Raw genomic sequence first — 23,466 nt, 5'->3', positions numbered from 1 at the left:
TGGGGGTCGTTTGTTCTCGATCCGCTTCCAACGATGGAAGCGGGCGTTGGTCGGGGAGTATATTGATGACCACTGTTCATGTCGCTGCGCCCGAGCACGGCGCCCAATTCCTTGCACCCAACCAGATCGTTCCGTTGCTGATCGGCGCAACCGTCGACGAGGTCGAGCGCGAGCTCGTGCTGCAGACGCTGGCACGCTGCGACGGCAACCGCACGCGCGCCTCGCGCGTGCTCGGCCTGTCGGTGCGGACGCTGCGCAACAAGATCCGGCTCTATGCCGCGTCCGGAATCGACGTGCCCGCCTATCAGGATTAGCGCGCGGCCCGCGTGCCGATTGATGTTGACCGATCCCGCGCGAAACGCGGGCGGAATTGCTGCTGTCGTCAAACACCGCTAAGTAGCTTGCTTCCGCGAGAGGGAGCAGTGGCGTGGCAGACGATCAGGGACGACGGCAGGGAGCTCAGGGACCGCGCGGGCGGCCGGGCGAGCCGGGACGGCCGGGACCGCAGGGTCATCCGGGCCGGCGCGGGCCCGACGGCGCGCGCGGCAAGCCGGGCCCGCAAGGCAAGCCAGGGCCGCTCGGCAAGGCCGGACAGCCAGGCAAGGCCGGTCCACAAGGCAAGCAAGGCGAAGCCGGCCCGCGCGGGCCAGTCGGTGCGCAGGGGCCTGTCGGACCGCAGGGGCCGGCGGGGCCGCAAGGCTCGCGTGGCGAGCCGGGGCCTGCCGGTCAATTGCCGTCGATCGAACAGGTGCTGCCGTGGCTCGAGCAGCTCTTCGACGCCTGGGACGAACGCCGCCGCCAGCGCGAACGTGAAGTCGCCGAGCGCGAGCGTGAAGCCGCGGAGCGCGAGGCGCTTGAGGCCGCCGTGCAGGAGGTTGACGCGCCGATCGCCGATGACGAGAGCGACGACGGCGAAGGCGACGATCACAGGAAAAAGAAGAAAAAGAAGAAGCACGGCAAGGAGTAGCGGCACTCTCGTGCCCCGGACGCACGGCAATCACCGCGTCGGCGAGGAATCATCCTTGCGCGGCAGCATGCCCATGCGCTCGAACTGCCAGCGCATGGCGCGATACCAGAGATAGCCGACCAACGTGCCAAGCAGCGCCAGGATGACGAGGTTGACGCTGCTGTAGGACCCGCTCCACCACATCATCCAGGCAGTCCACAGCACCGTGAAGGTGATGGCACCTGCTTTCAAAGGAAGAAGGGGGCGGCTCATGATCGTGCTCCGGGCTGTCAAAACCCCGGCGCACATCATCGCGCAGCAAGAGGCGTTCTTCCGTGAGCCAGATCACGCAATGGGATCTCTGGGCATCGCTAACCGAACCGCAGACGCGAGCGCTCCCTGGCCTTTTCCGCCTCGACACCACGGTCGCGCGCGGGTGAATGGGTGTGCAGCGAGGCCAGCAGCCGCCGTGCAGCCTCCGACACCTCGGCCACTGCGCGCTCGAACACCTCCTCATTAGCCTGCGACGGCTTGTTGAAGCCGGACAGCTTGCGCACGAACTGGAGCGCGCTGGCGTGAATCTCGTCCTCCGTCGCCGGCGGCTCGAAGTTGAACAGCGTCTTGATGTTGCGGCACATGCAATCTCTCCGGATGTTTTCCTCAAGGACGAGCGACCACGGCGAAATCCTACATCCTTCCCCGCACTTCTGTTAAGTTCCGCAGCGGCGCGGCCGCCACATAAGAGTCGCGCGGGGGGATCAACATGAAAGCGTCTTGCGTGGCCTTATCGGCCGTTCTGCTATCGATCTCGACATCAGGATGGGCCGCCGACTATCCGGCGCCGAAGCAAGGCGACTGGATCGCCAGGGATTTCAAGTTCCACACCGGCGAGACCATGCCGGAACTGCGCCTGCATTACACCACTGTCGGCGAGCCCTCAGGCCAGCCGGTGCTGGTGTTGCACGGAACAGGCGGTTCGGGCGCGAGCATGCTGACGCCAGCCTTTGCCGGCGAGTTGTTCGGCGCCGGACAACCGCTCGACGCCTCCAAATATTACATCATCATTCCCGACAATATCGGCCACGGCAAATCGTCAAAGCCGTCCGACGGCATGAAGACGGGCTTCCCGAAATACGACTATGACGACATGGTCGAGGCACAGTATCGCCTGGTGACGGAAGGACTCGGTGTCAAGCATCTGCGGCTCGTCATCGGCAATTCGATGGGCGGCATGCAAACCTGGCTATGGGGCGAGAAATATCCGAAGGCGATGGACGCGCTGGTCCCGATGGCCTCGCAACCGACCGAGATGGCATCGCGCAACTGGATGATGCGGCGGATCATGCTCGACACCATCCGCAACGATCCCGACTACAATGGCGGCAATTACACCAGCCAGCCGCGCATGATGAGATACGCCATCACCGCCTATGGCATCGCCAGCATCGGCGGCACGCTGGCCTATCAATCGCAGGCGCCGACGGCGGCGAAGGCGGACAAGATCGTCGACGATCGGCTGGCGACGCCGATCACGGCCGATGCCAACGACTTCGTCTATCAGTGGGAGTCCTCGCACGACTACAATGCCGGCGAGAAGCTGGAGGCAATCGAAGCGCCGCTGCTGCTGATCAATTCCGCCGACGACGAGCGCAACCCACCCGAGACCGGCGTCACAGGGGCCGCGATGAAGCGGGTCAAGAACGGGCGCCTTCTCCTGATCCCCGCGAGCACCGAGACGCGCGGCCACGGCACCACCGGCAATGCGAAATTCTACAGCGAGCAGATCCGGCAGTTTCTGCAGACGGCGCCGCAGCAAGGCATTGAAGCGACGCGCCGCTGATTTTTGCATCGATGGCCATATTGGCCGCATCAGCTGCTTCGAGCCGGCGGATACGGTCGAACGCGATCGATCTTGTTGGCTGGAGGCGGCTGATCGGTTAGCTTTGGGCCGAGCTGAAGCGGAGGCACGCCGTTGACCGATCTTTGCGCCGAAGACCTCGCCACCATCTATGCCAAGCCGAGCCCCCGCGTGATCGCGAAGGCGCGCCCCGCGATCGATGCCCATGCGAAGAAGTTCATCGAGATGTCGCCATTCTGCGTGCTCGCGACATCAGGCGCCGACGGCAGCGTCGATGCCTCGCCGCGCGGCGGCGGCATCGGCTTCGTCCACGTCGCCGGCCCCAACCAGCTGTTGATGCCCGACCGCTCCGGCAACAACCGGATCGACAGCTTTCGCAACGTCGTCGAAGGCTCGGGCTTCGTGCATCTGTTGTTCTTCGTGCCGGGGATCGACGAGACGCTGCGCGTCGGCGGACGCGGCACGCTGTCGGCCGATCCTGATCTGCTGGCGTCGATGGTCGAGTTCGGCAAGCCGCCGCGCGCGGTGCTGAACGTCGCGGTCAGCGAAGTCTATTTCCACTGCGGCAAGGCGCTGATGCGCTCAAAACTGTGGTCGCCGGAGAAGGTGCAGCGTTCGGTGATGCCGAGCATCACCGAAATCATCCACGAGCAGACCAGTCTCGGCGAGCCGGACAGTCAGGAGGTCGTGGAGGAGCGCTACAAGGAGCAGCTGTAGCTGGCGCATTTGCTTGTTTAAGCAGACTGTCATGCCCGGGCTTGACCCGGGCATCCACGCCTCCACGGTGCGCCAGCATGTGGATGGCCGGGTCAAGCCCGGCCATGACGAATGGAGAGAGTGGAGCCTTAGTGCCCCTCGCCCTCGAGACCGCCGACGTGCTTCTGGGTGTAGAGCTCGAGGCCGATACGGCCGATCAAATCGAGCTGGGTTTCGAGGAAGTCGATGTGGTGCTCCTCGTCGCTCATCAGCTTCTCGAACAGGTCACGCGTGACGTAGTCCTTGGCGCCATGGCAGTAGGTCGCCGCTTCCTGGTAGAGCGCCCGCGCGCTCATCTCGGCGGCGAGGTCGCATTCGATGATCTCCTTGACGTTCTGGCCGATGCGCAGGGGATCGAGCACCTGCATGTTCGGGAAGCCGTCCAGGAACAGGATGCGCGCGGTGAGCTTGTCGGCGTGCTCCATCTCCTCGATGGACTCCTTGCGCCAGACCTTGGCCATGTCCAACAGGCCCCAATTGTCGAGGAAACGGTAGTGCAGCCAGTACTGGTTGATCGCAGTTAGCTCATGACGCAGCGCCTTGTTGAGATAGTCGATGACTTTTGCGTCGCCCTGCATGGTTCACTCCAGCTCTTGCAGTCCAAATCGGTCCTTAACCGAATTTAGAATGCTTCTAAATGAGTTTGCGGACGAGGGCAACCAGCTACTGCGACGCAGCCGGGGAAAAGAAGGGAGGCCGTATGGTAGGTTCAGCAGGCCGCGAGCGCGAACTGAGCGGGTTCGGCGATCTCGTCGTTGGCGGCCACCGTGTGGCTGTGCGGACAGCCGGCACAGCACGACTGGGCGCAGGGGCCAAGCGCTTCGTCGATGATGGTCTTGATGGTCCGGGCACACCGGCCGCATTCGGCGCTACAACCGAGGCATCCATAAACCTGCTTGGCATGGCGCACAGCGTCGTCGGACTCGGCGACAGCGGCGCGGATGTCGTCATCGCTCAGCACGTTACAAGAACAAACGATCATGGAAGCGGCAGGCCCTTCGGTGATGCACCATCATCGATATTTAAGGGGCCGGCCGGATGCAAAAGGAAAAACCGGTATTTCAAGCTATTCCAAACTAGCCCGAATACAGCCTAGAACGGCTATAAACTAGGCTTTGAGCTGGCTCAAAGATTGCGGTGGATCTAGTCGCCACCGCCCCCTCCGCCACCGTCGCCGCCCCCTCCGCAATCCCCACCATTGCTGCCGCCATCGCTGCTGGAACAGCTGCCACCGTCAGTCGAACTCTCCGAACTGCCGCTGGAAAACCAGCTTCCCAGCGAAAAGCCGTCGCTCGTCCCGGAATAGCTGTCGCCGCCGCTACTCCCTCCATCGCTGCCGGCCGCCGCGCGGGAGCGCCGGCCGCGGTTCTGCAGGTGTGTGATCCAGCCGTAGCCGATCGCGCCAACGATTCCAGCAGCGATCAATGCATTGACCATCGCGTTGCCCATCATCGTCGCCCGCTGGAGCTGCGATCCATGCCAATTGGTCGCCTCCGGCAAAGGTGCCGTTCATTGATCATTCAAACGAAATATGGAACCTTACCCCAAAGAGTTCCCGCGTGTTTGTGCGAAAGGTCAAGCCAATGAAGAAGTCGCTCCTGGCAGTCGCTGCCATCGTCACCCTGGCTCTGACGGCGGGAACGCCGGCCCATGCGCAGCGCGGCGTTGCGGCCGGCGTGGCCGCCGGGATCATCGTCGGGGGCGCACTGGCCTCTCCGTATTATTACGGACCGGGTCCCGCCTACGGCTACGGTCCGGGCTACGGCCCCGGCTATTACCCGCCCCGCTACTACGCTCCCGGTCCTGGCTATGTCGCCGACGACTACTACGGCGGTTGCGCCTGGCAGAGGCAGCGTTTCTGGGACGGCTATGCCTGGCGCGTCCGCCGCGTCCGAGTCTGCGGCTGAGGCGCGCCAAACCGGATCGCTTCGAGAAGTCGCTTGGGCCGCTTCACTACGGATGCGCCGTTCATCTCAGGGCCCGAAAAAGACCGCTTTTTCTCGTCACAGCTCCGTGTGCGTTTACCGTGGGTTGACCATTTGCGCGCTTCCTAGCTGCAAGGCCAATTTCATCAGAGTGTGCGTGAACCTTTGAAAACCCGGCCACCCCTCACAAGGGGAGCCTATTCTCCCAGGAGAGCCAAGAGCATGAAGAAGACTTTAGTTGCCGCCCTCACGGTTGCGACGGTTGCCGGTTCGCTGGTGACCGCTACTCCGTCCGCGAAGGCTCATGACGGCCTCGGCGCCGGCCTCGCGGCCGGCCTGATCGGCGGCGCGATCGTGGGCGGCGCCATCGCGTCGAGTCGCCCCGCCTATGGTGGTCCGGTGTACGTGGCCGAGCCCCCGCCGCCCGCGCCCTGCTACTGGCAGCGCCAGCGTTATTGGGACGGCTACGGCTGGGTCGTTCGCCCGGTTCGCGTCTGTTACTGATCTGATCGCAAGGCGCATCCGCGCCACGATCGAAGCCCGGTCGAAACCATCGGCCGGGCTTTTTCTTTTGGCCGAAGTCGAGAACCGTTATCGCGCCGCCTGGATCGAACGCAGCACCTCTTCGCTCGGCCAGCAATCCACCTTGAGGCCGGCCGACTTCTGGTAAGCGCCGAGCGCGGCGCGGGTCTGCATGCCCGCCTTGCCGTCGATCTTGTCCTTATAGAGCCCGACGCGCGTCAGCCCGCGCTGCATGGTCTCGACGTCCGTCGTGCGCAACTGCTTCGAAGCCGACCAGGGCGTTGCGAATGGCAGCGGGCTGGTCATGCGGTCGCTGAGATGGCCGACGAACAGCACGTAGAGGTCGGAGAAATTGTATTCCTTGATGACGAAGTAATTCTTCGTGGTCAGGAATGACGGACCGTAGATGCCCTCCGGCTGCAGCAGCGAGGCCGGCTGCGACTGCTCGGCGGCGCTCAGCTTCTGCCCGCGCACCGGCACAAAACCTTCGCGCAGCCACTGCCCGATCGGCTTCGTCACCTCGGGCACGCCATTGGTGCAATCGACCTTGGCCGGCGCCTGCACCTCGTAGGCCCAGCGCACGCCGCTCTGCCAACCCTTGTTGACGAGCTGCTGCGCGGCGGACGCCAGCGCATCCGGCACCGAATGCCAGATGTCGATGCGTCCGTCGCCGTCGAAATCGACGCCGTGCTTGTAATACTCCGATGGCAGGAACTGCGTGAGGCCGGTCGCACCGGCCCAGGACGAGCGCATGTCCTTGCGCGTCACCACGCCCTCGCCGAGGATCTTGAGCGCGAGAATGAACTCGTTGCGATACTGATCCTTGCGGCGGCCGACATAGGCCTGCGTCGCCAGCACGCGGACGAGGTCGTAAGGCAGAGTGTAGCGGCCGTAATCGGTCTCGCGGCCCCAGATCGCGAGCATCACGGTCGCCGGCACCCCGGATTTCTTCTCGATCTCGGTCAGCGCCGGCCGATATTTCTGCAGCAACCGCTGCCCCTCGCCTGCAAGCCGCGCGATCGAGCCTTCCCTGACGTAGTCCGCTGGCACCTGCACGAACTCGGCCTGCGACGGCGCGCCGGTCGCCGGCCGGCCCGGCAGAAGCAGATCGGGCAGCTTGTAGTCAGGCTCGAGCCCACGCGTCTGTTGCTCGAATGTCGCGCGTGACACGCCCGCCGCCTGTGCCTCCTGCCAGAGTGATGCGATGAACTGCGTGAAGGCGGCATCGGCGGCGCGGGCGGACGACCAGCAGCCACAGGTGACCACGATCACCGCAGCGATGAGCGCCCGCCGCATCATGCCGAGATCACCGCGTCAGCTTCTTGTACTTCACGCGGTGCGGAATGATGCTGTCCTGACCGAGTCGGCGCATCTTGTCCTTTTCGTAGTCCTGGAAGTTGCCCTCGAACCATTCGACGTGGCTGTCGCCTTCGAACGCCAGGATGTGGGTCGCGATGCGGTCGAGGAACCAGCGATCATGGCTGATGATGACGGCGCAGCCGGCGAAATCCTCCAGCGCCTCTTCGAGCGCGCGCAACGTGTCAACGTCGAGATCGTTGGTCGGTTCGTCGAGCAGCAGCACGTTGGCGCCGGACTTCAGCATTTTTGCCAGATGCACGCGGTTGCGTTCACCGCCGGATAGCGCGCCGACCTTCTTCTGCTGGTCGGCGCCCTTGAAGTTGAACGACGAGCAATAGCCGCGTGAGTTCACTTCCTTCTTGCCGAGCAGGATCAGCTCGTTGCCGCCGGAGATCTCCTCCCAGACGGTCTTCTTGCCGTCGAGCGCATCGCGCGACTGGTCGACATAGCCGAGATGCACGGTTTCGCCGACCGTGATGGTGCCCTTGTCCGGCGTTTCCTGCGTGGTGATCATCTTGAACAGCGTGGTCTTACCGGCGCCGTTGGCACCGATCACGCCGACGATGCCACCGGGCGGCAACTTGAAGGTGAGATCGTCGATCAAGAGGCGATCGCCATAGCCTTTGCTGAGTCCCTCGAAATCGACCACGTTGGCGCCGAGCCGCTCGGCGACCGGGATGATGATCTGTGCGGTCTGGGTCTGCTTCTCGCTGGCCTGCTTGAGCAGCTCCTCATAGCGCTGGTAACGCGCCTTCGACTTGGCCTGGCGCGCCTTCGGCGAGGACGCCACCCATTCCTGCTCGCGGGCCAGCGTCTTCTGGTGCGCCGCGTCCTCGCGGCCCTCCTGCTCCAGGCGCTTCTGCTTCTGCACCAGCCACGACGAGTAGTTGCCCTCGTAGGGAATGCCGCGACCGCGGTCGAGCTCGAGGATCCAGCTCGTGACGTTGTCGAGGAAGTAGCGATCGTGGGTGACGATCAGGATCGCGCCGGGATAGTTGCGCAAATGGCCTTCGAGCCATGACACGGACTCGGCGTCGAGATGGTTGGTCGGCTCGTCCAGCAGCAGAAGCTCGGGCTGGTCGAGCAGGAGGCGGCACAGCGCGACGCGGCGCCGCTCACCGCCCGAGAGCTTTGTCACATCGGCATCGTCGGGCGGGCAGCGCAGCGCGTCCATCGCCTGGTCGACCTTGCTGTCGAGATCCCACAGGCCCTGGGCCTCGATCTCGTCCTGCAGCTTGGTCATCTCGTCGGCGGTCTCGTCCGAATAGTTGACAGCGAGCTCGTTGTAGCGGTCGAGGATCGCCTTCTGCTTGGCGACGCCCTGCATGACATTCTCGCGCACCGATAGCGCCGGATCGAGGTGCGGTTCCTGCTCGAGATAGCCGACGCGGGCGCCCTCGGCGACCCAAGCCTCGCCGTTATACTCCTTGTCGAGGCCGGCCATGATCTTGAGCAGCGTCGACTTACCCGAGCCGTTGACGCCGAGCACGCCGATCTTGGCGTCCGGGTAGAAGCTCAGATGGATGTTATCGAGCACCTTCCGGGTCGGGTAGCTCTTGGTCAGGCCCTGCATGAAATAGATGAACTGGCGCGCCATCGGTCCCGTGAAACCTTCGATTTGAGGAAATTTTGCTTGCCGCCGATGTAGCGATCCCGCCCCCAAAGGGCAATGTTTTCCGTCCGTTCACCACGGATGAATACGGTTCGGACACCATCTCGCCGCCGATCCGGACAATTGAAACCATCTTTTAATAAATCAGGCCAAAGCTCGGTTTCGCGCGGAAACAGCGCCACCCGCTCAGAATGACCGGGTAGCACGGCGAGACAGCGTCATGGCCATGATCGAGACCAACTCTCTTCCTGTGCCGGCAGAAGCCGGACACGTCTCCGGATTCGTCTCGGAAATCCAGAGCTTCTGGAAGCGCTTCTTCGCCACCGCCTTCAACCCGTATCGCCCCGAGCTGCATTACATGCGCGGCCCTGGCCCGGCCTGGCGCGCCAAGCACGGCATGGATGCGCCGTTCCGCCTGAAGCCCCGCGACCTCTAAGCGCCTCCTCCCTATCGGACTTTTGAAGACGCAAGCTGTTGCGCGCAGGCGTGATTGCGCGCAACCATGGCCTGGATTTCGACGATGGCGGCCCCCCGCTGGCGCCATCACCTCTCGCCATGGATGAACGCTGATGACGCGGCTGCGCTGTGCAATTCTCGACGACTATTTCAACCTCGCGCTCGACGTCGCCGATTGGCCGAAACTGTCCGACCGCGTCGATGTCACCGTGTTCAGCCGTCCCTTCGCCTCGGAGCAGGCCGCGGCCAGCGCGCTGGCCGATTTCGACATCGTCTGCGCGATGCGCGAGCGCACCGCATTCCCGAAGAGTCTGTTCGACAAACTGCCGAAGCTGAAGCTGCTGCTGACCTCAGGCATGCGCAACGCCGCGATCGACATGGAAGCCGCGAAGGGGCGCGGCGTCGCCATCGCCGGCACGCAATATTCGCGCGATCCCACGGCACCGCTGACCATGGGCCTGATCCTGGAACTGACCCGCGGCATCGGCCGCGAGAATGCGCGCATGCATGCCGGCGAGCCCTGGCAAACCTTTGCCGGCGTCGAGATCGAGGGGCTGACGCTCGGCATCGTCGGGCTCGGCAAGCTCGGCAGCAAGATGGCCGGCATTGCGAAAGCGTTCGGCATGAACGTGATCGCCTGGAGCCCGAACCTCACGCCCGAGAAGTGCGCGGCGGCCGGCGTCGGCTACGCCACCAAGGACGAGCTGTTCGCCAAGGCCGACATCGTCACCATCCACGTGGTGCTGAGCGAGCGCTCGCGCGGACTGGTCGGAGCTGCCGATCTCACGCGGATGAAGCCGACCGCCTTTCTCGTCAACACCGCGCGCGGGCCGATCGTCGACGAGCATGCGCTGCTCGAGGCCTTGCAGCAGAGGAAGATCGCGGGCGCCGGCATCGACGTGTTCTCGGTCGAGCCGCTGCCGGTCGACCACCCCTTCCGCAAGCTCGACAACCTCGTGCTGACACCGCATCTCGGCTACGCGACCGCGGACGGGCTGCGCATCCATTACGGCCAGATGGTCGAGGCGATCGACGCCTTCACCAAGGGCGGCGAGCTGCCGCGCAAGCTGGCCTGAAACGAAAAGGGCGTGCCGACGGCACGCCCTTCGCAATCTGAATTGTCAGGAAGCCTTAGCGCACGGTGACAGGCGCAGGCAGCGGCGGCACCACGGTCGGCTGCGTGCCCGGGACGGGGCCAGCCTGCGCGGCCATCGGAGCCGGGCCGGCAGCCGCACCGGTCGTCGGCGCGGCGGAGGCGGTCGCCGTTCCCGGCGGCGGACCACCCGGCATCACCACCACGCGAGTGCCGACCTTGACGCGGTCGAACAGGTCGGAGACGTCCTCGTTCAGCATGCCGATGCAGCCGGACGAGACGAACTTGCCGATCGTCGAGGGCTGGTTGGTGCCGTGGATGCGGTAGACGGTCGAGCCGAGATACATCGCGCGGGCGCCGAGCGGATTGCCGGGGCCACCGGCCATGAAGCGCGGCAGATAGGGCTGGCGCTCGATCATCTCGGTCGGCGGATGCCAATCCGGCCATTCGGCCTTGCGGGTGATCTTCTGCACGCCGGTCCAGGTGAAGCCGTCGCGGCCGACGCGGACGCCGTAGCGGATCGCACGGCCGCCTCCGAGCACGTAATAGAGGTAGGTGTTCGGCGTATCGACCACGAGGGTACCGGCGGGCTCCTTGGTCTGGAACGCGACTTCCTGGCGGCGCAGGTTCGGCGGCAACTGCGCCGGCGCAGCATCGGGCTGCTCTTCGGGCGGCAGCGAAGCGACCGTCATCGGCCGGCCATCTGCGCCGAGAGGCGGCTGATCGGCCTGGACCGTTCCGGTCGCAGCGGGACCACCCACAGCCTCCGGCGGACGCAAGCCGTCATTGGCAGGTGTCTGGCCCTGCCCCGGACGGTTGGCATAGATCACCGGCGGCGGACCGGCGGGCCGGCCGTAGCGGGGATCGTCGGGCGACATCACGGGGCCCTGCGGGGCCGCCGAATAGACCGGCGGAGCGCCAGCCGGACGGCCATAACGCGGATCATCCGGCGACATCACCGGACCCTGCGGCGGGGCCGCGGAATAGACCGGAGGCGCGCCGACCGGACGGCCGTAGCGCGGGTCGTCGGCCGGGCCGGGCGGCGGCAGCGATGTCTGCGGCATCGCATCGTCGTCTTCGTCCAGCGCGTCGAAATTCGGCGTGCGATCGCCAGGCCGATATTCGACCGGAGCGCCGTAGCTAGGCGCCTGCTGGACCGGATAGCTCTGAGCCTGCGCGAGCGAGGTTCCCGCCACAGCGACCGTTGCGGCAGCGCATATCGTCAGAAAATGTTTGATCATCATCGCTCTTGTATAGTCCCCAAGCCCGATCGGACCGTTAACGGCCAGATGACCGAAGATCGCGGCACATTCAAGACATATCAGGCGTATTTGCCGAATTGTGATCCGCAAGACTACCGTTGCCCCGTTGCATCACGGGGCGGAAATCGCATCGCGCCGTCAATTGCGGACTCTTCGGCGCCGAATTTTAGGGAACGGAGGAGAGCCGTTGCGATATGGTCGAATCAGCCTGATTCGCCGCCGCTTTGAACTCCGATCCGTGGCGAACGCGGCCCTCAGTACCGTCACCGCGTTCAGATGGCTCATGGGCCCTGGCCACCTCGCCGCCGGGGCGGAAATTCGCAACCCGCCCGATGCTTCCCGGCTTTCGCTTCCTGTTTGCCGCGATCCTGCTGTCAACCTCCATCCTGGTGTTCGGCCTAGGGGCCGCCGCGCTGCTGCGGGCGTCCCATGAGCAGTATGTCAACAACCCCTCCTGGCGGAACGGCCCGCAGGAGAAGGTGTTTGCGCAGAGTCCCGAGCCGGCCCCGCCGGTGCTCGCGGTCCTCCGCGCCGAACCGGTCGAGCCCGTGACCGTCGAGCCTGTCACCGCCGAGCCGGAGCCGTCGATACGCGACCAGGTACCGACCATTGCGCTGCCCGCGAGCGAGCCAGAGCAGGTCGCCGCGCCGGCTAACGAGGCCGAAGCTCAGCCCCAACTCGCTGCACCGCCGGCTGAGGTCCCGGCCGTCGAACCGGCCAAGCCCGAAGCGATCGCGGAGGCCGCGGCACCAGCGTCCACCGACACGCTCACCGCTGCCGACACCACGGCATCCATCCCCGAGGCTAAGCCGGTCGGCGAGCCGGCACCGGCCGATCCCAGCGCTGCCCTCGCCTCCTCGGCGCTCGATGTCGGCTCGGCGAAGCTGGCCGCGCTGAACGATCCGGCGGGGACGATCTCCAAGGATGCGCCGGCGGAGGCCAAGACTGACACTGCCGGGACAGACACCACCAAGGCCGACGCTGCCAAGACCGAGACTGCCAAGGCCGACACTTCCAGGACCGATACTGCCAAGACCGACACCGCCAAGCCCGATACCGCCGCGCCCGACAGCAAGGCGACCAAGCGCAAGGCGAAGGCCAAGAAGCGGAATCACGTGGTGCGGCGTCCACCGCCTCAGCAGTTGCGGCAGCAGCTCGATCCGTTCGGTCGGCCGATCTTCGCGACGACGACAACGCGCACGCGCTGACCCTTCACCTCTCCCGCAAGCGGGGCGAGGGGGCGCACTCTTATCGCGGCGGCGTCACGCCGGCCCGGTCGCGACCGGCGGGCCCTTTTCCTGGCCCCATTCCGACCACGAGCCATCATACAGCGCAGTGTCGGTGATCCCCAAGCGATAGAGCGCGAGCGTGAGCACGCCGGCCGAGACGCCCGAGCCGCAGCTCGTCACGATCGGCGCCTCTAACTTGACGCCGGCGTTGGTGAAGGCGGCGCGGAGCTCGTCGAGCGGCTTCATCGTGCCGGTCGCGGCATCGAACAGCAGATTATAGGGCACGTTGCGCGCGCCGGGGATGTGTCCGGAGCGGATCCCCGGACGCGGCTCCGGTGCGCGGCCCTCGAAGCGGTCGGCGGCGCGCGCGTCGATCACCTGCTCGGCACGGCTTTCGACATTGGCGATCAGCTGCTGCATGCTGCGCACGCGCTTTGCGTCGTAGCTCGCCCTAAACGTCGTCGGCTTCGGCTTTACGTCCCCGCTCCCGACGGAACGTCCTTCGGCGCGCCACTTCTTCAGGCCGCCATTGAGGATGCGCACATTGCTGTGGCCGTAGGACAAAAACATCCACCAGGCGCGGGGAGCTGCGACCCAGCCGCCGGCATCGTAGATCACGACGGTGTCGCTATTTCCGATGCCGAGATTGCCGATGTCGCGGCCGAACTGTTCGGCGCTCGGAAACATGTGCGGCAGCGGGTTGGAATGGTCCGACACCGCATCGACGTCGAAGAAGACGGCGCCGGGCAGATGCGCGGCGAGATAGTCGTCCTTCGGCAGCGGCAGCACGCCCGGCAGCTTGAAGCTGGCGTCGATCACCTTCACGTTGGCGTCGTTGATGTGGGCGGCGAGCCATTCGGTGGAGACGAGAGGGTCGGTGGCGGTCATTGGCATGCTCCGGCAATTGTCTCAGTCGTCATGGCCGGGCTTGTCCCGGCCATCCACGCTCTTTCTTGTTCTTGCAGCGAAGACGTGGATGCCCGGGTCATCTAGCGCAAGACGCGCTTCGCGCTTTTGCCCGGGCATGACGGAGTGTGCGGTGAGGGAGGTGTTCACCTCACCCCTTCTTCTTCGGCTCCCACTGCTCCGTCGGCCCGCCTGCATCGCGCCAGGCGGCGTAGCCGCCGGCGATGTGGGCGACGGGCTTGAGGCCCATGTCCTGCGCAGTCTTGGCGGCGAGTGCGGAGCGAAGGCCCCCGGCGCAGTGGAAGACGAACTTCTTGTCTTCCTGGAAGATCGGCTTCGCATAGGGGCTCTGCGGATCGATCCAGAATTCGAGCATGCCGCGCGTGCAAGCGAACGCGCCGGGAATGCGGCCGTCGCGCTCGATCTCGCGGGGATCGCGGATGTCGACGATGACGACGTCGCCGTTCTTGGAGATCTCGATGGCGTCCCTGGCGTTGAGCGTCTCGATCTCGCCATTGGCCTCGTCGATCAGCGCCTTGATGCCGCGGGTGATGGTCTGGGGCATATGGTTCTCCCTTCTCATTGTCATTCCGGGGCGCGCGCAGCACGAGCCCGGAATCCATTTCTCCACCAACATTGCCGCCCGATGGATTCCGGGTTCTCGCTGCGCGAGCCCCGGAATGACAGAGGGCTAGTGCGTCAATTCCTTCATCGCCCCTTCGAGACCTTCGATCGTGATCGGGTACATCCGGTTGGCAAAGATGCGTTTGATGATGGTGGTCGATTCCGAATAGTCCCAGTGCTTCTGCTGCACCGGGTTGAGCCACACCGCATGCGGATAGGTGCGGATGATGCGATCGAGCCAGACCGAGCCGGGTTCCTCGTTGACGTGCTCGACCGAGCCGCCCGGCACCATGATCTCGTAAGGCGACATCGAGGCGTCGCCGACGAACACGACCTTGTAGTCATGCGGGTATTTGTGCAGCACGTCCCAGGTCGGCGTGCGGTCGGTGAAGCGGCGCTTGTTCTGCTTCCACACGCCCTCATAGAGGCAGTTGTGGAAGTAGAAATACTCCATGTGCTTGAACTCGCTCTTCGCCGCCGAGAACAGCTCCTCGACCTGCTCGATATGCGCGTCCATCGAGCCGCCGATGTCGAAGAACACCAGCAGCTTCACCGCATTGCGCCGCTCGGGCCGCATGTGAACGTCGAGATAGCCGTGATTGGCGGTCTCGCGGATGGTGGTGTCGAGATCGAGCTCGTCAGGCGCGCCGGTGCGCGCGAACTTGCGCAGGCGACGCAGCGCCACCTTGATGTTGCGGATGCCGAGCTCGACATTGCCGTCGAGATCCCTGAACTCGCGCTTGTCCCACACCTTCACGGCGCGGTTGTTGCGGTTCTTCTCCTGGCCGATGCGGACACCCTCGGGATTGTAGCCGTGCGCGCCGAACGGCGAGGTGCCGGCGGTGCCGATCCACTTCGAGCCGCCCTGGTGCCGCCCCTTCTGCTCCTCGAGGCGCTTCTTCAAGGTCTCCATGAGCTTGTCCCAGCCCATGGCCTCGATCTGCTTCTTCTCTTCCTCGGTCAGATACTTCTCGGCGAGCTTCTTCAGCCACTCCTCGGGGATCTCCGCCTTGTCCATGGCCTCGAGCAGGCTTTCCAGCCCCTTGAAGACCGTGCCGAAGACGCGGTCGAACTTGTCGAGGTTGCGCTCGTCCTTCACGAGGGAGGCGCGCGACAGATAGTAGAAATTCTCGACCGTGTAGTCCGCGAGGTCGGCGTCGAGCGCCTCCATCAGCGTGAGGTATTCGCGCAGCGTCACGGGGACCTGCGCGTCGCGCAGAGAGGTGAAGAATTGCAGGAACATGGGTGACAGATTGCCCGTCGGGTGGCGAACGTCAAGGGGCGGAGCCCGCCGGGGGACGCTGGACCGGGAGGCTTTTTGCTCTAGAATTGGACGCCTCACGGGGTTGTTTGGGGGACGTTTGCAATGGGAATTCTCGCAGCACTCATCATCGGTGCGATCGCAGGCTGGCTCGCGGGCAAGATTGTCCACGGGGCGGGATTTGGGCTGATCGGCAACATCGTCGTCGGCATCATCGGCGCGCTGGTTGCGAGCTGGGTGCTGCCCCAGCTGCACATCCAGCTGGCAACGGGCACGATCGGCGCCATCGTCGATGCCACGATCGGCGCGGTGATTGTGCTCGTGATCCTTTCGCTGATAAAACGGGTCTGAAAGCCTGACCGAACCAGGAACGGCCGCCATGAGCGGCCGTTCCCTTGTCGCGACCGGGGCTTGCGCCTCACGCCGACGATGACCTAAGGACACGCAATGAAATTTACCGGCACCAAGGACTATGTTGCGACCGACGATCTCAAGGTCGCCGTCAACGCCTCGATCGTGCTGGAGCGCCCGCTGCTCATCAAGGGCGAGCCCGGCACCGGCAAGACGGTGCTGGCCGAGGAAGTGGCGAAGGCGCTGAATGCGCCGCTCCTGACCTGGCACATCAAGTCCACCACCAAGGCGCAGCAGGGCCTCTACGAATACGACGCGGTGTCGCGTCTGCGCGACAGCCAGCTCGGCGACGCGCGCGTATCCGACATCAGGAACTACATCAAGCGCGGCAAGCTGTGGGAGGCCTTCACGGCCGAGCAGCGCCCGGTGCTCTTGATCGACGAGATCGACAAGGCCGACATCGAATTCCCGAACGACCTCCTGCTCGAGCTCGACCGCATGGAATTCCATGTCTACGAGACCGGCGAGACGATCAAGGCCAAGCAGCGCCCGATCATGATGATCACCTCCAACAACGAGAAGGAGCTGCCGGACGCCTTCCTGCGTCGCTGCTTCTTCCACTACATCAAGTTTCCCGATGCCGACACCATGCATCGCATCGTCGACGTCCACTTTCCCGGCATCAAGAAGCGCCTGGTCGAGGAAGCGCTGCGCATCTTCTTCGAGGTGCGCGAGGTGCCCGGCCTGAAGAAGAAGCCGTCCACGTCGGAGCTTCTGGACTGGCTCAAGCTGCTGCTCAACGAGGACATGAGCGCCGAGCAGCTGCGCGAACGCGACCCGCGCAAGCTGATCCCGCCGCTGCACGGCGCGCTGCTCAAGAACGAGCAGGACGTGCACCTGTTCGAGCGGCTGGCGTTCTTGAGCAGACGGGAAGTGTGAGGCTCGCTGTGTCCCGGACGCGCTGCAGCGCGTCGCACGGTGCCGTAGGGTGGGCAAAGGCGCAAAGCGCCGTGCCCACCATTCGGTAGAGGCGTGCAAGATGGTGGGCACGCTTCGCTTTGCCCACCCTACGACATCGAGTGTGTGGCACGCTCTCTCGACGTCATTGCGAGAAGCGTAGCGACGAAGCAATCCAGAATCCCTCCGCAGGAAGACTCTGGATTGCTTCGCTGCGCTCGCAATGACGGAGTATGAGGCAACGTCGTCGTTCTCCGACTCGCACCAATGGAGCCGAAATCAATGCTTCAAGCTCGCCGCCCACTCCAGAGCTGAAAGCACCGTGCCGACGAGCAAGCCATATGAAAATGCCTTTTGAACTGGTGTGCCCCGAGAAAACCATCCGTTTCCGCCCATGAAGTACATGACTGACCAAAGGCCGGCAAACAGGGTCCAATCCCGCCAGCCCACGCGCAACAGCAGACCGACCGGAATAGCAGTGCAGAGAAAGACGAGCCCGCAGACGGCAATCTGGCCAACAGATTGCCGTTCATCACTGGTTTGGCGCATTTGCTGCGTTTCCATGAGCGGAGCTCGTAGGGTGGGTTAGCGTTAGCGTAACCCACCTCTTCTGTTTCCGCATCGAGAGAAGTGGTGGGTTACGCCGTGCGGCTGCGCTTCGCGCAGCCGCGGGGCTAACCCACCCTACGAAGTTAGCCCTTCACGCCACCGCAACGTCCGGAACGCGCGCGGCTTCCATCGGCTGCTTGCCGCGGATCAGGTCCGAGGCGCGGTCGGCGATCATCATGGTGGAGGCGTTGAGGTTCGCCGAGATCATGCGCGGCATCACGGAGGCGTCGATGACGCGGAGGCCTTCGAGGCCGTGGACGCGGAGCTGGTCGTCGACCACCGCCCAGGTCGAATCCGCAGGGCCCATGCGGCAGGTGCAGCCGGGGTGGAAGGTTGTGGTGCCGCGCTCGGTGGCGGCGTGCAGGAATTCATCGTCGGTGTTGACGTTGGGGCCGGGGAAATCCTCGTAGGCGTAATAGGGCGACAGCGGCGCGCTCTTCAAAAGGTTGCGTGCGAGCTTCATGCCGCCGACGATGACGCGGCGGTCGAGCTCGGCGTCGAGATAGTTGGTCTGGATGATCGGCGGCGCGAACGGATCATTGGAGCGGATGTGAACATAGCCGCGACTCTCGGGGCGCTGCTGCCAGGAGGCCACCGTCATGCCGGGCTCGTCCTCGAGCTGGCCCTGCACGCCTTCCTTGTAGGACGCCGGCGTGAAGGTGAGCTGGAGGTCGGAACTCTCGGCGCTCTCGCCGGAGTGCCAGAAGCAATAGACCATGGTCGGCGACAACGAGAGCAGGCCGCGGCGCGCGGTCGCCCATTTCAGCGCCTCGATCCACAACGAGAAGCCGCGGCGAAGCTCGTTGATGGTCTTGATGTTCTTGACCCGCGCCACCGTGCGCGGCGCGTAATGATCCTGGAGGCCTTCGCCGACCGGCAGCGCGTGGCGCACCTGGATGCCATGGGCCTGCAATAGATCCGGCGAGCCGACACCGGAGAGCTGGAGCAGTTGCGGCGAATTATAGGTGCCGCCGGAGAGGATCACTTCCTTGTTGGCGCGCACCTCGACAGGATGACCGCCACGGCCGCCCTTCATGTAGCGCACGCCGACGGCGCGCTTGCCCTCGAAAATGATCTCGGTCGCGTGCGCATGCGTGTGGACATGCACGTTCGGTCGCTTCATCGCGGGCTTGAGGAACGCAGTCGAGCCGGAAACGCGCAAACCCTTGTCGATGGTGCGCTGGCAGTAGGAGACGCCTTCCTGGGTCTTGCCGTTGTAATCGGGGTTGCGGGGAATGCCGAGCGAGACCGCGCCTTCCATGAAGGCTTCGCAGAGCGGATCTCGCCAGTCCATGGTGGTGACGGTGAGGCTGCCCTCGCGGCCGCGATAGGTGTCCTCGCCCTCGCCCACGCGTTTCTCAAGCCGCCGGAAATAGGGCAGCACGTCGGCATAGCCCCAGCCGCGATTGCCCATCTGCGCCCAGGTGTCGAAGTCCATGCGCTGGCCGCGGTTGTAGATGTGGCCGTTGATCGAGGACGAGCCGCCGAGCGTCTTGCCGCGCGGCGCGTAGATGCTGCGCCCGCCGGTGTAGGGCCCGACCTCCTGCTGGTAGGCCCAGTTGATGCTCTTCATGTGGAAGGTCTTGATGAAGCCGGCCGGCAGATGGATGTAGGGATGCCAGTCGCTGGGGCCTGCTTCCAGCACGCAGACGCTGGTGTTGGGGTCTTCGCTGAGCCGGCTGGTGAGCACGCAGCCGGCGGAGCCCGCGCCGACGATCACATAATCAAATCTATCCATGGTGCCTCGGCGCCTCTCAGCGCGGCTTGTCGTTGAGTTGAAATTCGAGATGCGCCTGCACCGTCGGCCACTCGGCGGCCGTGATGCTGTAGACCACGGTATCGCGCAGCGTGCCGTTCGGCGCGACCTGGTGGCTGCGCAAAATGCCGTCCTGTTTGGCGCCGAGGCGCTCGATGGCGCGGCGGCTCTGGTGGTTGAAGAAATGCGTGCGGAACTCGACCGCGATACAGTTCAGGGTTTCGAAGGCGTGCCGCAGCAGCAAGAGCTTGCATTGCGTGTTGAGCGGGCCGCGCTGTGCGCTCTTGCCATACCAGGTCGAGCCGATCTCGACGCGGCGGTTGGCGGCATCGATGTTCATGTAGGTCGTCATGCCGACGATGTTGCCGGCTGCATCGAACACGGTGAACGGCAGCATCGAGCCCGCGGCCTGAAGGCCGAGGCGGCGGTCGATCTCCTTACCCATGTTCTCCGGCAGCGGGATGGCGGTGTACCAGAGCTTCGACAGCTCGCCATCCTTCACCGCCTCCACCAGCCCCTCGTGATGCTGATGCGACAGCGGCTCGAGACGGGCGTGCTGTCCGCGCAGGGTGATGGGGTCGGGCCAGGGCATTTGAGACTCTCTCTTTTGTCATTGCGAGGAGCGAAGCGACGAAGCAATCCAGACTGCCAACTCCTCATCCTGAGGGACGCGGAACGCGCGTCTCGAAGGATAAAGGCCCGGCCGGTGGCCTCGCCCTTCGAGACACGCGCCAGGTGCGCGCTCCTCAGGGTGAGGGTCTGAGAGTTGCCTCGCCTCCCGTACAATGACGGCTTGGCTCACTTGTTCAGAAAATTCAACGGCAAACCGCCGCGCGGCCAGTCCATGGCGATCAGCTCGCCCTTGCCCGACAGCGTGATGTAGGCGGTCTTCAGCTCGGGGCCGCCAAAGGCGATGTTGGTGGTGACGCGGTCGCCGGTCGGCACCTGCTCCACCAGCGTGCCGTCGGCCGCGATCACCGAGATGCAGCCGGAGACGAGCGTGGCGACGCAGACATTGCCACCAGCTTCGACCGCGAGCGAGTCGAACATCTGGTAGCCGCCGAGGCCACAGATCGGCTTGCCGCGCTCGCCGCGATAGATCACCTCGCGCGGTTTCAGGGCGCCGGGCGCAGAGAGCTCATAGGCCCAGAGCCGCCCGGTCGGTGTCTCCGCGATGTAGACCGTGTTTTCATCCGGCGAGAGCCCGATGCCGTTCGCTGGCAGCACGCCGTGCACGATCTCGACGATCTCTTCCATGCCGGGCTTGAGATAGTACATGCCGCCGACATCCATTTCGCGCGCGCGACGCTTGCCGAGCTCGGAGAACCACAGGCCGCCGTGTTTGTCGAAGACGAGATCGTTCGGCCCGCGCAGATCATGCGCGCCGCATTTGCTCACGACGGTCTCGACTTTGCCGGATTGCAGATCGACGCGCTGGATCGAGCCGCCGCGATAATCGTCCGGTTGCGGGCCCGGCATGATCATCTTGCCGGCCGGAAGCCAGGAGAAGCCGCCATTGTTGCAGATGTACATCTTGCCGTCCGGCCCGAGGGCTGCGCCATTGGGGCCCCCCGGTACCTTCGCGACGATCTCCTTGCGGCCGTCCGGATAAACACGCGTCAGGCGCTGGCCGCGGATTTCCACCAGCACGACGGAGCCGTCCGGCATCACGACCGGCCCTTCGGGAAATTCGAGGTCGGTGGCGAGAATGCGGACGTTGGACATGTGGGACCCTCCCGGCTGCTTGTTATGGCTTGCACGGGATGTCCGGCACGGGCCCCACACGCAAGATTTGCCTGCGGTTATGACAAAGTCACCGGGGCTTGCCAAGCAAGCGGGACGGTATGCCAGCGTTGCGCGCTACTCTCGCACCGGCACCCAGATTTCAAAGCCGCCATTGCCGGTCGCGGGATCGAACTTTTCGTCGTAGCGCTCGAAGCTCGGCGCGTCCGCAGCTTTGAGGCCCGAGGCCGGCAGCCATTGATTCCAGATCGTGTTGACGGTGCGCCGGATAGAGGCGACGTGATCGGTGTGGGTGAACACCGCATAGCGCTGCTCGGGGATGCGGATGCGGCCGAAGCGGCGCGGCAGGTCGGAGAAGTCGGCGACCTCGACACCGGCGATGTAGTCGAAATTGCCGGCATCATCGCCGTTGCAGCAGACGCCATACGCGACGTTGCCGATGCGCGCGGGAATGTCGGCGACCTCCTGGTGGAAGCGATGCCACAGACCGGGGATCATGGCACCGTTGTCGCAAGAGATGCGCTCGGCAGGACCGGCGACGAGGAAGGCCTTTGCGGTCTCGAAGCGCGGGGCTTTGAGATGGTCGAGCATGGTGGAGTCCATGAGGATCGGCTCCTGAAGCTTGAGGTGGCTGACGCATGATGCGCCCCGGACCGTTTCGGGCGTCGTGCCGAACTGGTCGCGGAACGCGCGGGTGAATGCTTCGTGCGAGCCGTAATCCGCCTCCAGCGCCAGCGACAGAATATCCGGCGCGCCCTTCGCAAGACTGCGCGCGGCCTCGCTCAGCCGCCGCGCGCGCACGTAACGCATGACCGGAAGCCCGGTGGCTGCGGCAAACGCGCGCACGATGTGGAACCGCGACACGCCGGCGACCGCAGCAATCTCATCGAGCGCCATCGGCTCGGCCAGATGGCTCTCGATATACCAGAGCGCGCGCTGGGCTGGGTTCATGATGGTCGGACCCTCGTTCGAAGCAGGGCCATGATGCACGAAAGGCCGCCGGCTTCGCTTGATCGGCGTTGCGGTCCTGCAGGAGGATAACGCCGAAACAGCCGCTGGCAACGTCCGGGCGTTCGTGTCTACATTCGCACTCTCATAACCGCTCACAAGAAAGCAGGAGGAACCGCGTCATGGAAATCACCGATGTGCGGGCGCACCATTTCCGCATCCCCTATGACGCCGGTGTCGCCAGCTTTCGCCAGGGCGCATCCGCAATCTCCGCGCTCGACATGGTGCTGGTCGAGGTCACCACCGATGCCGGCCTGACCGGCTGGGGCGATGCCTTCGCCTATGTCTGTCCCCGCACCGCGCGCAGCGCCGTCGAGGAGATGATCGCGCCTCAGGCGCGTGGGCTGAAGGTGCCTGATGCGGCCGGCATTCCCGCCGTCATGGAGCAGATCCAGCGCAATCTGCATCTGTTCGGGCGCTACGGCGTCACCATGTTCGCGATATCAGGACTCGACATCGCGCTGTGGGACCTTGCCGCGAAGATCGAGGGCGTGCCGCTCCACCGCCTGCTCGGCGAGACCAGGCGCACGGCTATCCCGGCCTATGCGAGCCTGCTGCGGATCGGCTCGCCCGACAATATCGCGAGCGAATGCAGGAAGGCGCTCGCGCTCGGCTATGGCGCCATCAAGCTGCACGAGACCACGACACCCGCCGTGTTTGCCGCGCGCGAGGCGATCGGGCCAAGCATTCCGCTGATGGTCGACATGAACTGCCCGCTCACGGGCGAGCAGGCGATCGCGTTCGCAAGAGCATGCGGCGATGCGCAACCGATGTTCCTGGAGGAGCCGGTATGGCCGCCGGAGGATTTTGCTGCGCTCGCCGAGGTCCGCAGCAAGGGCGGGCTCGGCGTCGCCGCCGGCGAGAACGCCTGCACCGAATATCAATTCCGCCAGATGATGAACGCGGGCGCGGTGAGCCACGCCCAGCCGTCGGTGATCAAGGTCGGCGGCATCACGGAATTTTTGAAGGTTGCGGCGCTCGCGGATAGGCTCGGCGTCAAGATCGTCCCGCATTCCCCGTATTTCGGCCCCGGCCTGCTGGCGACGCTGCACCTCCTGGCGACGCGCGAGGACGGGCTCGTCGAAATGTTTTATCTGAAGCGCGAGGCCTGCCTCTGGGGCAGCCGCGCCGATGTCGATGCGACCGGCCATGTCGCGGTGCCCTCAGGCCCTGGACTTGGCTACGAGCCCGATCGCGGCGTGATGGAGCGATATCGCGTGACGTGACCTGCGC

Annotated in this window: 28 protein-coding genes; 12 read left to right on the top strand and 16 right to left on the bottom strand. The window is 64.7% G+C overall.

Annotated elements, in window-relative coordinates; genetic code table 11:
- The first annotated feature begins 65 nt into the window (after nucleotides 1-65).
- Both NLM27_RS01430 and NLM27_RS01425 read left to right on the top strand, forming a co-directional pair.
- A complete protein-coding gene (locus tag NLM27_RS01430) occupies nucleotides 66-314 on the top strand; it encodes a helix-turn-helix domain-containing protein (protein ID WP_254141635.1) in 249 nt (82 codons plus the stop codon).
- Between the two features lie 113 nt (nucleotides 315-427).
- Nucleotides 428-967 (top strand): collagen-like protein, encoded by a 540-nt coding sequence (locus NLM27_RS01425; RefSeq protein WP_254141634.1) that lies wholly within the window; start codon nucleotides 428-430, stop codon nucleotides 965-967.
- Nucleotides 968-997: 30 nt separating this feature from the next.
- Here the strand turns inward: NLM27_RS01425 and NLM27_RS01420 are convergent, their stop codons facing one another.
- Together NLM27_RS01420 and NLM27_RS01415 are read right to left on the bottom strand one after the other, a co-directional pair.
- Nucleotides 998-1,219: a hypothetical protein gene (locus tag NLM27_RS01420; RefSeq protein WP_254141633.1), complete on the bottom strand. Its 222-nt coding sequence runs from the start codon at nucleotides 1,217-1,219 to the stop codon at nucleotides 998-1,000.
- 98 nt (nucleotides 1,220-1,317) lie between these two features.
- On the bottom strand, nucleotides 1,318-1,584 hold the full coding sequence (locus NLM27_RS01415; protein WP_254141632.1) for a DUF2277 domain-containing protein: 267 nt from the start codon (nucleotides 1,582-1,584) through the stop codon (nucleotides 1,318-1,320).
- 125 nt (nucleotides 1,585-1,709) lie between these two features.
- On the opposite strand from NLM27_RS01415, the gene NLM27_RS01410 reads away from it, so the two are divergent.
- Both NLM27_RS01410 and NLM27_RS01405 read left to right on the top strand, forming a co-directional pair.
- Nucleotides 1,710-2,786 (top strand): alpha/beta fold hydrolase, encoded by a 1,077-nt coding sequence (locus NLM27_RS01410; RefSeq protein ID WP_254141631.1) that lies wholly within the window; start codon nucleotides 1,710-1,712, stop codon nucleotides 2,784-2,786.
- 132 nt (nucleotides 2,787-2,918) lie between these two features.
- Entirely contained in the window at nucleotides 2,919-3,521 is a 603-nt protein-coding gene (locus tag NLM27_RS01405; protein ID WP_254141630.1) for a pyridoxamine 5'-phosphate oxidase family protein, read from the top strand.
- A gap of 128 nt (nucleotides 3,522-3,649) precedes the next feature.
- Here the strand turns inward: NLM27_RS01405 and bfr are convergent, their stop codons facing one another.
- The 3 genes from bfr to NLM27_RS01390 form a co-directional block, all read right to left on the bottom strand.
- Nucleotides 3,650-4,138, bottom strand: coding sequence for a bacterioferritin (gene bfr / locus NLM27_RS01400; protein ID WP_024339472.1), 489 nt, complete (start codon nucleotides 4,136-4,138; stop codon nucleotides 3,650-3,652).
- 131 nt (nucleotides 4,139-4,269) lie between these two features.
- Nucleotides 4,270-4,542, bottom strand: coding sequence for a bacterioferritin-associated ferredoxin (locus NLM27_RS01395; RefSeq protein ID WP_237871399.1), 273 nt, complete (start codon nucleotides 4,540-4,542; stop codon nucleotides 4,270-4,272).
- 161 nt (nucleotides 4,543-4,703) lie between these two features.
- Nucleotides 4,704-5,012 carry a hypothetical protein gene (locus NLM27_RS01390; protein WP_254148727.1) on the bottom strand — a complete coding sequence of 103 codons (309 nt, stop codon included), beginning with the start codon at nucleotides 5,010-5,012 and terminating at the stop codon, nucleotides 4,704-4,706.
- 131 nt (nucleotides 5,013-5,143) lie between these two features.
- Between NLM27_RS01390 and NLM27_RS01385 the strand changes: the two genes are divergently transcribed.
- Both NLM27_RS01385 and NLM27_RS01380 read left to right on the top strand, forming a co-directional pair.
- Nucleotides 5,144-5,467: a hypothetical protein gene (locus NLM27_RS01385; protein ID WP_254141629.1), complete on the top strand. Its 324-nt coding sequence runs from the start codon at nucleotides 5,144-5,146 to the stop codon at nucleotides 5,465-5,467.
- A gap of 240 nt (nucleotides 5,468-5,707) precedes the next feature.
- The gene (locus tag NLM27_RS01380; protein ID WP_254141628.1) at nucleotides 5,708-5,989 is read left to right on the top strand and encodes a hypothetical protein; all 282 of its coding nucleotides are present in this window, start codon (nucleotides 5,708-5,710) and stop codon (nucleotides 5,987-5,989) included.
- An 87-nt stretch (nucleotides 5,990-6,076) separates the two neighbouring features.
- Here the strand turns inward: NLM27_RS01380 and NLM27_RS01375 are convergent, their stop codons facing one another.
- On the bottom strand, nucleotides 6,077-7,306 hold the full coding sequence (locus tag NLM27_RS01375; RefSeq protein WP_254141627.1) for a lytic murein transglycosylase: 1,230 nt from the start codon (nucleotides 7,304-7,306) through the stop codon (nucleotides 6,077-6,079).
- 7 nt (nucleotides 7,307-7,313) lie between these two features.
- A complete protein-coding gene (gene ettA, locus NLM27_RS01370; RefSeq protein WP_254141626.1) occupies nucleotides 7,314-8,963 on the bottom strand; it encodes an energy-dependent translational throttle protein EttA in 1,650 nt (549 codons plus the stop codon).
- A 235-nt stretch (nucleotides 8,964-9,198) separates the two neighbouring features.
- Here ettA and NLM27_RS01365 point away from each other — a divergent pair, with 235 nt between their 5' ends.
- Nucleotides 9,199-9,414: a hypothetical protein gene (locus NLM27_RS01365; protein ID WP_254141625.1), complete on the top strand. Its 216-nt coding sequence runs from the start codon at nucleotides 9,199-9,201 to the stop codon at nucleotides 9,412-9,414.
- A gap of 133 nt (nucleotides 9,415-9,547) precedes the next feature.
- The gene (locus NLM27_RS01360; protein ID WP_254141624.1) at nucleotides 9,548-10,510 is read left to right on the top strand and encodes a D-2-hydroxyacid dehydrogenase family protein; all 963 of its coding nucleotides are present in this window, start codon (nucleotides 9,548-9,550) and stop codon (nucleotides 10,508-10,510) included.
- A gap of 55 nt (nucleotides 10,511-10,565) precedes the next feature.
- On the opposite strand, the gene NLM27_RS01355 is transcribed toward NLM27_RS01360, so the two are convergent.
- The gene (locus NLM27_RS01355) at nucleotides 10,566-11,768 is read right to left on the bottom strand and encodes a L,D-transpeptidase (RefSeq protein WP_254141623.1); all 1,203 of its coding nucleotides are present in this window, start codon (nucleotides 11,766-11,768) and stop codon (nucleotides 10,566-10,568) included.
- Between the two features lie 353 nt (nucleotides 11,769-12,121).
- Between NLM27_RS01355 and NLM27_RS01350 the strand changes: the two genes are divergently transcribed.
- The gene (locus NLM27_RS01350; protein WP_254141622.1) at nucleotides 12,122-12,997 is read left to right on the top strand and encodes a hypothetical protein; all 876 of its coding nucleotides are present in this window, start codon (nucleotides 12,122-12,124) and stop codon (nucleotides 12,995-12,997) included.
- Nucleotides 12,998-13,051: 54 nt separating this feature from the next.
- Here the strand turns inward: NLM27_RS01350 and sseA are convergent, their stop codons facing one another.
- From sseA to NLM27_RS01335, 3 genes are all read right to left on the bottom strand, one after another.
- On the bottom strand, nucleotides 13,052-13,906 hold the full coding sequence (gene sseA, locus NLM27_RS01345) for a 3-mercaptopyruvate sulfurtransferase (RefSeq protein WP_254141621.1): 855 nt from the start codon (nucleotides 13,904-13,906) through the stop codon (nucleotides 13,052-13,054).
- A 169-nt stretch (nucleotides 13,907-14,075) separates the two neighbouring features.
- Nucleotides 14,076-14,489 carry a rhodanese-like domain-containing protein gene (locus tag NLM27_RS01340; RefSeq protein ID WP_254141620.1) on the bottom strand — a complete coding sequence of 138 codons (414 nt, stop codon included), beginning with the start codon at nucleotides 14,487-14,489 and terminating at the stop codon, nucleotides 14,076-14,078.
- 126 nt (nucleotides 14,490-14,615) lie between these two features.
- On the bottom strand, nucleotides 14,616-15,791 hold the full coding sequence (locus NLM27_RS01335) for a VWA domain-containing protein (RefSeq protein WP_254141619.1): 1,176 nt from the start codon (nucleotides 15,789-15,791) through the stop codon (nucleotides 14,616-14,618).
- A gap of 123 nt (nucleotides 15,792-15,914) precedes the next feature.
- Between NLM27_RS01335 and NLM27_RS01330 the strand changes: the two genes are divergently transcribed.
- Complete coding sequence (locus tag NLM27_RS01330) at nucleotides 15,915-16,160, top strand: GlsB/YeaQ/YmgE family stress response membrane protein (protein WP_036028526.1); 246 nt, start codon at nucleotides 15,915-15,917, stop codon at nucleotides 16,158-16,160.
- A 96-nt stretch (nucleotides 16,161-16,256) separates the two neighbouring features.
- Nucleotides 16,257-17,099 (top strand): MoxR family ATPase, encoded by an 843-nt coding sequence (locus NLM27_RS01325; RefSeq protein WP_060735146.1) that lies wholly within the window; start codon nucleotides 16,257-16,259, stop codon nucleotides 17,097-17,099.
- Between the two features lie 297 nt (nucleotides 17,100-17,396).
- On the opposite strand, the gene NLM27_RS01320 is transcribed toward NLM27_RS01325, so the two are convergent.
- The 5 genes from NLM27_RS01320 to NLM27_RS01300 all read right to left on the bottom strand — a co-directional run bounded on the left by NLM27_RS01320 (nucleotide 17,397) and on the right by NLM27_RS01300 (nucleotide 22,176).
- Nucleotides 17,397-17,681, bottom strand: coding sequence for a hypothetical protein (locus NLM27_RS01320; RefSeq protein WP_254141618.1), 285 nt, complete (start codon nucleotides 17,679-17,681; stop codon nucleotides 17,397-17,399).
- Between the two features lie 136 nt (nucleotides 17,682-17,817).
- Nucleotides 17,818-19,464 (bottom strand): GMC family oxidoreductase, encoded by a 1,647-nt coding sequence (locus NLM27_RS01315; protein ID WP_254141617.1) that lies wholly within the window; start codon nucleotides 19,462-19,464, stop codon nucleotides 17,818-17,820.
- A 16-nt stretch (nucleotides 19,465-19,480) separates the two neighbouring features.
- On the bottom strand, nucleotides 19,481-20,074 hold the full coding sequence (locus NLM27_RS01310) for a GNAT family N-acetyltransferase (RefSeq protein ID WP_254141616.1): 594 nt from the start codon (nucleotides 20,072-20,074) through the stop codon (nucleotides 19,481-19,483).
- 206 nt (nucleotides 20,075-20,280) lie between these two features.
- Complete coding sequence (locus NLM27_RS01305; RefSeq protein WP_254141615.1) at nucleotides 20,281-21,207, bottom strand: SMP-30/gluconolactonase/LRE family protein; 927 nt, start codon at nucleotides 21,205-21,207, stop codon at nucleotides 20,281-20,283.
- A gap of 135 nt (nucleotides 21,208-21,342) precedes the next feature.
- Nucleotides 21,343-22,176 carry an AraC family transcriptional regulator gene (locus NLM27_RS01300; protein WP_254141614.1) on the bottom strand — a complete coding sequence of 278 codons (834 nt, stop codon included), beginning with the start codon at nucleotides 22,174-22,176 and terminating at the stop codon, nucleotides 21,343-21,345.
- 179 nt (nucleotides 22,177-22,355) lie between these two features.
- Between NLM27_RS01300 and NLM27_RS01295 the strand changes: the two genes are divergently transcribed.
- Nucleotides 22,356-23,459: a mandelate racemase/muconate lactonizing enzyme family protein gene (locus NLM27_RS01295; RefSeq protein ID WP_254141613.1), complete on the top strand. Its 1,104-nt coding sequence runs from the start codon at nucleotides 22,356-22,358 to the stop codon at nucleotides 23,457-23,459.
- The last annotated feature ends 7 nt before the right edge of the window (nucleotides 23,460-23,466 follow it).

The sequence above is a fragment of the Bradyrhizobium sp. CCGB12 genome, assembly GCF_024199845.1.
Lineage (GTDB): Bacteria > Pseudomonadota > Alphaproteobacteria > Rhizobiales > Xanthobacteraceae > Bradyrhizobium.
The sequence above is the reverse complement of the archived record's forward strand: the minus strand, read 5'-3'. Positions and strand labels throughout refer to the sequence as shown.